Annotated in this window: 7 protein-coding genes; all 7 read right to left on the bottom strand. The window is 61.2% G+C overall.

Annotation, left to right across the window (positions count from 1 at the left end; translation table 11 throughout):
• Positions 1-23 precede the first annotated feature (23 nt).
• Positions 24-722, bottom strand: coding sequence for an outer membrane protein (locus tag ACODSJ_RS20855; protein WP_489103535.1), 699 nt, complete (start codon positions 720-722; stop codon positions 24-26).
• A gap of 81 nt (positions 723-803) precedes the next feature.
• On the bottom strand, positions 804-1,331 hold the full coding sequence (locus ACODSJ_RS20850; protein ID WP_489103534.1) for an SRPBCC family protein: 528 nt from the start codon (positions 1,329-1,331) through the stop codon (positions 804-806).
• 8 nt (positions 1,332-1,339) lie between these two features.
• Complete coding sequence (locus ACODSJ_RS20845) at positions 1,340-4,762, bottom strand: beta-ketoacyl synthase N-terminal-like domain-containing protein (RefSeq protein WP_489103533.1); 3,423 nt, start codon at positions 4,760-4,762, stop codon at positions 1,340-1,342.
• Between the two features lie 76 nt (positions 4,763-4,838).
• Entirely contained in the window at positions 4,839-5,936 is a 1,098-nt protein-coding gene (locus ACODSJ_RS20840; RefSeq protein WP_489103532.1) for an acyl carrier protein, read from the bottom strand.
• A gap of 110 nt (positions 5,937-6,046) precedes the next feature.
• Positions 6,047-7,810 carry an FAD-dependent monooxygenase gene (locus ACODSJ_RS20835; RefSeq protein ID WP_489103531.1) on the bottom strand — a complete coding sequence of 588 codons (1,764 nt, stop codon included), beginning with the start codon at positions 7,808-7,810 and terminating at the stop codon, positions 6,047-6,049.
• 3 nt (positions 7,811-7,813) lie between these two features.
• Entirely contained in the window at positions 7,814-8,425 is a 612-nt protein-coding gene (locus ACODSJ_RS20830; protein ID WP_489103530.1) for an HAD-IB family hydrolase, read from the bottom strand.
• A complete protein-coding gene (locus tag ACODSJ_RS20825) occupies positions 8,415-9,935 on the bottom strand; it encodes a class I adenylate-forming enzyme family protein (protein WP_489103529.1) in 1,521 nt (506 codons plus the stop codon). Before ACODSJ_RS20825 ends, ACODSJ_RS20830 begins: the two co-directional genes overlap by 11 nt.
• Between the last annotated feature and the right edge of the window lie 79 nt (positions 9,936-10,014).

Here is a 10,014-nt window from a genome sequence, read left to right as displayed (position 1 = left end):
GGGCAAGGCAACCGCCGTGTTCATTACAGCCAGTAACGCAGGCCCAACATCAACGACTGAGCATTGTATTGCGTGCTCACGTCGCCCTGGGGCAGGTTGGGGATGTCGCCAAAGTGCGCTTCGCGCGTCTTGAAGTAGCGATAATCCACGGACATGGACCAGTGCTCGGTGAGTTCGTAGCCAACCCCAGCACCCAGTTGATAGGCCTCGACGGTGTCGCGATGGGTGCCGCCGAACTGCACACCGCCCGCTTCCAGGCCGCTGATCGTCAGGACTGCGTAGCCCAGGCCACCGCCCACGTAAGGCGTAACGTGGTTCAACGGGGCCGGCAGGTCCAGGACGTTGTACCAAAGGTTGGCCATGACGCTACTGGCTTCCTCCTTGCCTTCACCGTCGATGCTGCCGCCGCCTTCGTAGACCCGGTGATTGAACTGGGTCAGGGTGTTCTTGCGATAGCTGACCTCCAGCTCCGGCCGCAATCCCGACTGGAACTGCCAGCCCATGGCCAGCGCGGTGGCGTAGCCGGAGTCCGTGGGTTGGTTGTACTGCATCTCGACAAAGTCGAGGTCGTTCTGGCTGAGGTCCTGATCAGCGACCCAGTTCACCCCCCCCAGGACGCTGACGTAAGGGCCGAGCGTGTCGGCGAAGCTGGAGGCAGGGGCGAACAAGCCCATGCCAATGAGGCTCATAACCAGGTACTGAGTATTGTGTTGTAGATTCATGCTCGTTCCGAAGTGTCCCTTTATCAGTGAGTAAGCAGTGTTTCCGAGAGGGGCTATTGAACGGCCCGCTCCCGGGAGGGTTCACACAAGGTGCAAATGCGCCTCGGGTTTTTCCAGCCCTGAGTTGGCGAGCGCATTCGTTCGTTGTTCCGCCAGGGTGCACAGGTTGTCCAGTGCTGTTGTCATTGCCGCGGTCAGCGCTTTGCGCAGCAGCCCACGGTAGATGAAACTCAAGGGTCCGGAGATCTTGGCGCTATGGATCACTTGGGTTTCATGCGGGGAAAGCCGGCGCATCTGGTGATCGAATTCGAGATCGATCCAGAGCAGCCGAGCCGTGTTTCGATAGCTTTCGTGCAGGTGCACCGCTTCCAGCTTCAAAGGCATGTTCAAGCCATTTCGCAGGGTGCACTTGCCTCGGGTACCCGGCTCGAACGGGCCATTGAGTTCACAATGGCGAACGTCGGTGTCCCATAGCGGCGCTTCTGCGAAGTTGCTCCAGATCTTCCATATTTCGGAAGGCGCTGATTTGACGATTACTTGCACTTTGACATCGTTCACGGCGACACCTTGAGAGTTGGGGGCACGGTCATGGCGAAAAGGGAGGTCCATTTGATGCCTCAGGCAGCGGGCGCGGATTGGCTCAGCACCTGGGCGGTAATGCTGGCCTGGCCCATTTTTTCGCCCCGGTTGAACAGGTCGATGTAGATGCGGTTGGTTTTGAACGCTTGCAGCTGCGCATCAAAACCGGCCTGCGGTGCCAAGGACAACGGGCTGTTCCGCGGAATCGGCCGATCCAGCGTGAAGCTCAGGGACAGCAGGTTCATCGGTGTCTTGAGTGGAATCCGCAGATGGCTATGGGCGATCTGCATGTAGCACTGGCGGGCCACTTCAAGGAAATACACCATTGAATAGTGCGCAGGGTCACCTTCCTGGAAGATGTGGTCCGGCGGCACCTGCACCGTGTCCACGCTCAAGCCCTGGGCGACGCTGCTCATGTCGCTGACGATGACGTTCTGCGCCCTGGCCTTGTGCAGCAGGGCCTTGTCGCGGCACGGGGTGGCGGTGAATTCGCCGGCTGGCGAGGTCTCGAACGCGCAGCTGTAGGCCATCCCGATGATGCAGGTGCACATCAGCTTCCCACCTTGCATGACCTTCGCATTGAACACCTGCGGGTCCTGGCCTTGCTCGACATGCAGGTCGATCGCACCTTCCTTTTGCACGTACTGCTGGAACTTGATGGTCAGGGACTTGGCGTAGGCAACCCGTCCGCCCAGGGTCGGCATGGCCAGTTCGATCAATTGCAGGACGCCTTCGAGCAACAGGATGCCCGGGACGTGGTCCAGCGGGTGATCGAAGAAGTAGGGGTGCGCTTCGTCGACCACCAGGCGGGCATGCAGGGCGTGGCCGTTGCGCTGGGGGTTGCTGATCACGGTGTTTTCCGCGCGCCGCTGCCAGGGCGCCGGGCGCTGGGCTTGGGCGCCACGGTGCAAGGCGAACAGCCCCTCCATGGCGCGCACCCTGACCCGTAGCCCGGAGAGCAGGGTGCTGGTCAGCATGTCGCTGAGTTGCATCACATCGACGCCGTCGTGTTGCGGCTCGCGCACGACGTTCACAGGCCGCTCTGGCGTGATGACAGGTTGCAGTTCGTGGGATGCCGAATGGGCAAAGCGCAACACAAAGGGATGCTTGATGGGTGCGGTGCTTTCATCTGCCGCCGCGCTCCATTGGCGCAGCTTTTCGGTGGACAGCCACATCACCGGCTTGCCGCCGTCGCGCACTTCGATCACGGAGTGGGTCGCGCCTTGCAGCATCACAGCCAGCAAGGTTTCGATGCCACTGGCTTCGGCCAGGAAACCGGTCTTCTCGCGCAAGGATCCGCTGGCAGGCTGGGCTTCGGGTTGCAGCTCGCAGACGATGACGTCGTGTAGGCCCGGCTGCTGGTCCAGCAGCTGGCAAGCGTCTTGCAGGGAGTTGGCGGCATGGGCGAAGACCGCTGCGCGGATCACCAGCAACGGCTTGTCGGCGGCAGCGGGGCGGTACGGCCGCAGCGCAACCAGGCCCAGGCCTTCGCCTTGCACGGTGGGGGAACGTTGGGCGCGCTCGACTTCGATTTCACCACTGAGGAAACGCCCGGCACCGAGCAACAGCGTGTCGATGCCTTCGTTGAACCATTGCGGCGAGGCGAGCAAGGTTTGCCAGAACAGGCCGGCGGTGCCCACCAGGGTCTGGTGGAAACCCTTGAAGTCAAAGATCTGCGTCGGGTAGCCGGACAACATGTTCGGCAACATGGTGGCCACGTCCGTCACTTCGACGCCCGGTGCCAGGCCTTGGGCCCGGGAATAGAACTGATGGGCGCTGCTGTAGGCGTTGCTGAAACGCTCGCCGCCCATGTTGCAGCACATGACCATCGCGGTGCCGGACGAACCAGCCACGCCGGGCAGGCGTCGCAGCAAATGGTTCACACGGTCGGTGATCAGCAGCTTGAACGGATCGACGTGGGCCAAGGGCTTGGGCCCCATGCCGAACCCGTCGATGTCGATGACGTGATCCTGCGCGAGGAATTTCCCCACCAGCGGTCGTGCCGGCGTGGCGGCGTAATCGACGAAGCGGCCATAGGGGAAGACAACGCCGGACGCCGCCGGTTGTTCGAGTTGCTGCTTGAACGATTGCAGCGAACGGTGGCCGCCCATCGCCGCTTCTGCTTCGACAACGGCCAGGTCCAGTCGCAGCACGCCAGGGGTTGCTGAAGGCTTGGCAGCGGCAGGGACGGGCTGGTCGTCGGCAATGTACTCATCCACCACCAGGTGCGCGTTGGCGCCACCAAAACCGAAGCTGGAGATGCCGATCCGGATCGCCGACTCGCGCTCGGCCAGCGGCTGCACCTGTTCGGTGGCCAGGCGCAGGCAGGTCTCGTCGACTTTGCTGCTGGGACGGTAACCAGGCTGGGGCGGGACACCCTTGTGCTGCAGGATCATCAAGGCCTTGGCCAGCGATGCGCCGCCGGCGGCCGCGAGGGGGTGGCCGATGACGGATTTGATCGAACCGATCATGACCTTCTCGCCGTCTGCCCGATGAGGGGCGAAGAAACTGTCCAGCGATGCCAGTTCGGTGGCGTCGCCCAGCGGCGTACCGGTGCCGTGGGTCTCGATGTAGTCCACGTGCTTGGGGTCAAGGCCGGCATAGGCGCGTTGATAGGCCGAGTACTGGGCCTGTTTGCCAGGGGCGAACACCGAGCCCTCGGCGCCATCGGCGGAAAGCCCCAAGGCCCGCAGCACGCCCAGCGGTTGACGCTGCGCGGTCAGGGCCTGGGCGAGCGGCTCGACCAAAAAGGCCACCGCGCATTCGCCCGGCACGATACCGTCGGCGTCCTGGCCGAACGCTTCCATCTGCGCACGAGCGGAAAACGCCGTCAGCTGCGAGAACCCCAGGAACAAGGCCGGTGGCAGCACGGTGTTGAGCGCCATGACGATGGCGTTATCGGCCTGCCCGCTGTTGACCAGCGCTTGGGCCATGTCCAGGGCATAAGGGAACGAACTGCACGCGGTGTCCACCGACAGCGCCGGGCCGCCCAAGGCAAACGCCGAGGCCAGTTCCGCCACTTGCTCACCCGGGGTAAAGCCGATGGGAGCCTGCTCTCGTCCGGCCATGCCGGTGACGAAATAGCTTTCGTCACTCCAGGACGTCGCGACCACCAGGGCGGTGCGCTGGGTGGCCAGTGGCGAGCCCAGGCCGGCCAATTGGGTGAAGAGTGTCTTGAGCACCTTCTTGCCAATGGCGACCTGCCGTCCTTCATGGCGCGAAGGGGTCGACGGGTCATCGCTCAGGCAGAAAGCACTGTCCAGGTAGACGCGATCCTTTTCGCCGGCCTTGGCCGAATAAATCGAACTCTTCTCCAACTCCCAGCGGGTCGGCATCGATTCGATCGGAGCGATCTGCCCCTGGGAGAGCAACTGCCACAGCGCATCCGTCGACGGCGCGCCTGGAAACTCGCCCGCCATCGCGCTGAAGCAGAAATCGCCCGCCAATGTTGTACCACTCATACCCTGTCTCCTGATCGCAAAATGCTGGGTGATCTGTTCGATCGCCCGGATTCCATTCCTTTTCTTGCCGCCGGGCTTAGCTCAGCCGTGCCAGCAGCGACAAGGCGTCCTGGGGCGTGCGACGGGACATCAGCGCTTCGCCGGCAAACTCGCTGGCCGCGCACTGTTGCGCCATGGACTGGCAGAGGGCTTCGCGGGCAAAGCCGTTGAGCCCCAGTTGGGCGAAAGGCGTTTGCACGTCGATCGACTGTGGCGCGTCGGCGATCAGGGGGGTGAGTGCATCGAGCAGCGGGTTGCTTTCCTGCACCTGCACCTCGGTGGCCGTCGGGGCAGGCGTTTCACCGGGGGCGGCACATGGCACAGGGGCGGCCAGTGCGGCGTTGATCAAGGCAATCGTTGCCTGCGGGGTCTTGGCGTTGGCCAGCTCCGAGCTTTGCGCCTTGAGCTGCGGCCACAGGGCCACCACCGCCTCCAGGAAGTCCAGCTGCACCAACGAATCCAAGCCCAGGCTTTCGTAGCTTTGCTCGACGTTGATGTGCTCGACGGTAAAGCCGGTGATGGTCGCCATTTGCTCCAGTACCCAGGCCTGGACATCCACCGCCGGTGCCTGTGGATCGGCTTCAAGGCGTGCAAGCAGGACGGTTGGGGTCGGCGCGTCGAACAGCTGCGAGGTGAGCGCTTTCTTTTCCGGGAAGTGTTGGGCCAGGGATTCGAAAATATCCACCAGGCCGAGGGAGTCGATGCCCATGCTTTCGAACGTCTGGTCGAAGTCGATCTGCTCCTGCTTGAAGCCGGTGACCGTGCTGATTTCGGCACGCAACCATTGCCCGTAGCTCAGCGTTGGCGCCGGTGCTGGTGCAGTGACGGCCTCGGAAGCGGTGGCCGGTGCGACTATTGTCGCTTTCGACGGTACCGGTTCCAGTGCGACTACGCTCTGGTTGGCGGCCTCGAGCCCATGGGCGTAGACGCCCTCGAGGACTTGCTGGTGGGCATTGAAGTAATGGGCTGTGACGGTTTCGGCCTGCTCCAGCAAACGCAGCAGGATCGCTTCCTTGGCGACATTGGATTCGCACAGGGAGTCGATGATTTTTTCCGAAAGGGAGAAATAGCTGTGGGCTATTTTTCCATTGGACGTGATGAATTCCTGGACGACATCGTTCAGTTGCAAGCGCATGGTGGTTCTCCTAACCAAAGTCGATCCTTCCTGGCATCAAGAAAGATCAAAGTCCTGGCCCCATGAGGGGCCTTGTATGAGTCATTGATTCAAACTGGCAGTAGCCATGGTCAGACTTGAAGTTGGAGTTCCACTGCGTCGATCTCGCAAGATGTTGTTTTTCTGGCTCCCTTGAGCAGCCCGGACCTTACGTTCAGATAAGTAACGAGTGTGATTGCGTCGGCGCCCTGGAACGCGATGTAGCCGTCCGGACGAATCAGCATCAGGGTGCCTTCCTTGGCGTGATAGCGCTTGTGCAGGCGCCAGTCAGGGTCCAACAGCGTCGGGCCAGGCAGCCCGGCGCTGCTCAGGGCATCGACCACGCAATAAGCCTTGATGCCCGGATAGTCTTTTGCCACCGATTCGGCCAGCGAGTAATAGCCTGGCAGCAACGGCGAGAATTGATCGGCCGCGCTGAAGATCAGCAGCGTGAATGTCCCGTGGAACAAGTCGATCAAGCGCTTGGGCGGCAGGCCTTGCTGCTGCCACAGTTCAACGTCGGGTGCCAGTTGGCCGGCACGCGGTACCGGGGACTGGAACTCGGGTTTCTTGCCTTTCTTGTCCCAGTTCTTGCGTTGCTTTTTAGTCAGCGATTCCTGGATGTAATCACTCTTGGCGTAGTGATACTGGTGCCCGGAAATCATCGACGGCAGCTTGCGCTGGGCTTTCTTGCGGTTGCTCAACAGCGGCAGGACATTGTCGCGCAGCCAGACCAGGGCAGGGTGCCGGAGGGTAATCAGGCTGGTCAGTCGGTGGGCGGTGTTTTCAACCTCCAGCGCCACGGGATAGCGTTCGTCGTTGTAGCTCTCCAGCAGCGAGGGATCCGCCAGCCCCTGGTCGACATAGGCCATTTTCCACGCCAGGTTGTAGGCCTCGGAAACGCCCAGGTTCATCCATTGGCCACCGATCGGGCTGCCGATATGCGCCGAGTCACCCACCAGGAATACCGAGCCTTGCTGCAGCGATTGCACGCGGCGGTGTTGGAACGAGGCAATGGTGGTCGACGAGATGTTCGATAACGTCATCTTCTGCCCACGGCCTTCGCACAAGCGCTGAAAGTTCTCCAGGCTCAGGGACGGACGTTCGCCTTCCGGCGGCAGGTTGTACGGCATCTCGATGAACAGCCGGTAACGCGATTGGGCGCTGATCGGTGCCACAGCCACGTAGCCGTCCTGCGCGCCGAGGAAGAAGGCGCCTTCGTCCTTGCTTCCGGACCATTGGATATCGGCGTCGGCGAGCATGAAGAAACGGTCGTAGGACGAACCTTCGAAAGACATGTCCAGGCGTTTGCGAATGTTGCTGCGGGCACCGTCGCAGGCCACGACCCAACGGCTGGTGAACGACTCGTCGTCACCCTCGGCGTGGTGCAGCGTCATGCGCACAGAGCCCGGCTGGTTCTCGATGTCGACCAGCTCGGTATTCCACTCGACTTCGATCCCCAGTTCGTTCAGTCGCTCCAGCAGGATCTTCTCCGTCTGCGGCTGTGGCAGGCTCAGCAGTTGAGGATAGGTGGCGTCCAGGTAGGAGAAGTTGTAGTTCAGCACCCGCTTGGCGTTCGACTGCACGGAAAACTGGTTGATGCTGAAACCGTCGCTGACGGCCTGCTCGGCCACGCCCAGGTCCCGGAAGATTTCCAGGGTGCGGGAGTGGATAGCCATCGCCTTGGTCGCGGTGGAGGGGCCGGCGTTCTTTTCAATGATGCGGAACGAAACGCCCCATTTTTTCAGCATGATTGCCAGGGACAGGCCAATAGGGCCGGCGCCGACGATCATCACGGTCGGGGTGCTGCCAGGTCGCTTGAAGTGCTCGGGGGCCAACGTGCTCAGAGTGTTCATCGATCAGTACCAGTTTCTGTAGAAGGGAGAGTTGGCAATGCCGAGCAGGGCATCGTCGCCTGATGAATCGCCGTAGGCATAAATGTAAAAGTCATCGAGGTTGCTCAAGCAGCCCTTGAGCCGAGTGACTTTCTCTCTCTCAACGCAGTTGGTACCGGAGATCCCACCGGTCAGTTTGTTCTTGGCCGTTGCCAGGCGGGTGCCGCAGACGTAGTCGAAACCCACGGCCTGGCCCCAGGGAATCAGATAGTTTTCCGGGGAGTTGCTGACGAGCGCGGTGATGTGGCCCATCGACTGGTGCCAATGCAGCCGGCGCATGGCCTCGGGGCGGAGCCAGAGCGGCAGCAGTTCGCTGATGAAATATTTGGCGTGCTCGCGTTCCTGCTCCACCGACAGCCCGCCCAGATAGCACTTGATGAATGCCAGGCGGGCTTGCATCAAGGGCGTGATACCGACGATCACGCTGAGCATCTTGGGCAGCAGGGGGATGATCCTGAGCCAGAACGAGCGGGTGCCTACGATGTAGCGCATGTAGCGCCAGAAGGTGTGGCGGTCGGTCAGTGTGCCGTCGAAGTCGAAAACGGCCAGAACGGGCCGTGCGTTGTCAGCTTGCATGGGTCTCTTCCTTGAGAGGGATGATCTCGATGGTCTTGGGCAGCTTGAAGCCCGAGAGGTAGCCGGCCAGAAGTGTCGAGACAGTGTTCTGGGTCAGTTCGTCGTTGCCCTCGACAGTCAGGTGCAGGACATTGACTTCCTTGTTGTCCGGGACGATATAGGCCTTGGCGCGCTTGACGTCGGGGTGCGTCAGGGCGATCGATTCGATCTCCGTCAGGTCGACCATCTGGGCCTTGATCTTGGAAATTCGCAGGCGTTGGCAATAGAAGAACACGTGCCCTTCGTCGTCGCGCCAGACCAGGTCGCCGGTGTGGAACCAACCATCGCGGAAGAACCGCGCATTGGCGTCCTCGGCATCGCGGTATCCGTCAATCACCATCGAGCCACGTATCAGCAACTCACCAATGCGCCCGGGGGCCACATCCTGTCCCTGGGCATCGACCACGCGCAACTCCACGCCGCTGATCGCCCGTCCCATGGCGCCGCGATGGACCTCGCCAACGGAGCTCTGAACGATCACCGGCATGCTTTCGGTCAAACCATAGCCTTGCAGGACCGCATTGCATCCGAGCAGCTTGCCCAGCTTCTCGCCGTCGTCGGCCGGCAGATGGCTGCCGCCGGAGTAGATCATCAGCTGCGGGTGCATGGGCAACGGCGCGCCTTTGCGTTTGGCCAGTCGCGTATTGAAGTAGCGAATGACGTCGGGTACCAGGCAGGCAAACGTGACCTGATGCTCGGACAGCACTTGAGCCAGGTCGCGGTTGAGCAGGGTATTGGTCATGAGCAGGGTCGCGCCCACGCTCAAGGGAAACACCATCATCACCGACAGTCCGAAAATGGCGTACAGCGGCAACGTCACCAGATGAACCGATCCGACGCCCTGGAGATGGAAGTGCTCATGCAGCCCATCGCTCGATTGGGTCAGGTCGAGGTAGCGGTGACAAACGGCCAGGGGCTTGCCCATGCCTCGATACGTGAACTGCATCGAGACAATCGGGTTGCCTTCGGGCAGCACCAGGGGCTCGCACACCTTGGCCAGCGCGGACACGGCCGTTGCGTGGGCGGGCAGGGCGGCCTTCGAGGCGTTTTCGCCGGGCAACACCAAGACGTGTCGAACGCCGTGGGCCGGCTGGAACAACGCGTGATGTTGCTCCAGCAGCGTGTCGGTCGTCACCACCAGCGTCGGCTTGGCAAGGCTGACGACGTTGGTCATTTCGAACGACGTCAGTTTGTAGTTGAGAATCACCGGAACAGCACCGCGTCCGATAATTGCCAGGTAATAAGCGATGAATGCCACGCCATTGGGTAATATCAACGCCACTTTGTCACCCGGCAATACATCCAGTGCCGTTAATGCACCGTTGCACTCTTGCGCCATGATGTGCAGTTCGCGGTAAGTGACGGTGTCTTCTTCCGTGTCCAGATGCTTAATAGCGATCTGTTCGGGAAAAGACTCCGAAAAACCGACGAAGCGGTGCAGAAAACCTTCATTACTTGAAAGCTTTTTCATTTACCAACCTCTCTCAATCCTTGGAAGTGTGGCCAGTCAAAAAAAGTACTACAGAGGCAGGCTATATATGAAATGTTTC

The sequence above is a fragment of the Pseudomonas sp. FG6 genome, assembly GCF_057809015.1.
This window is presented reverse-complemented; position numbering and strand designations above follow the sequence as displayed.

What these genes read in the sequence shown, in the direction of transcription:
- ACODSJ_RS20855 (WP_489103535.1), bottom strand. Translation starts at nt 722, where the DNA reads ATGAATCTACAACACAATACTCAGTACCTGGTTATGAGCCTCATTGGC.
- ACODSJ_RS20835 (WP_489103531.1), bottom strand. Translation starts at nt 7,810, where the DNA reads ATGAACACTCTGAGCACGTTGGCCCCCGAGCACTTCAAGCGACCTGGC.
- ACODSJ_RS20840 (WP_489103532.1), bottom strand. Translation starts at nt 5,936, where the DNA reads ATGCGCTTGCAACTGAACGATGTCGTCCAGGAATTCATCACGTCCAAT.
- ACODSJ_RS20850 (WP_489103534.1), bottom strand. Translation starts at nt 1,331, where the DNA reads ATGGACCTCCCTTTTCGCCATGACCGTGCCCCCAACTCTCAAGGTGTC.
- ACODSJ_RS20825 (WP_489103529.1), bottom strand. Translation starts at nt 9,935, where the DNA reads ATGAAAAAGCTTTCAAGTAATGAAGGTTTTCTGCACCGCTTCGTCGGT.
- ACODSJ_RS20845 (WP_489103533.1), bottom strand. Translation starts at nt 4,762, where the DNA reads ATGAGTGGTACAACATTGGCGGGCGATTTCTGCTTCAGCGCGATGGCG.
- ACODSJ_RS20830 (WP_489103530.1), bottom strand. Translation starts at nt 8,425, where the DNA reads ATGCAAGCTGACAACGCACGGCCCGTTCTGGCCGTTTTCGACTTCGAC.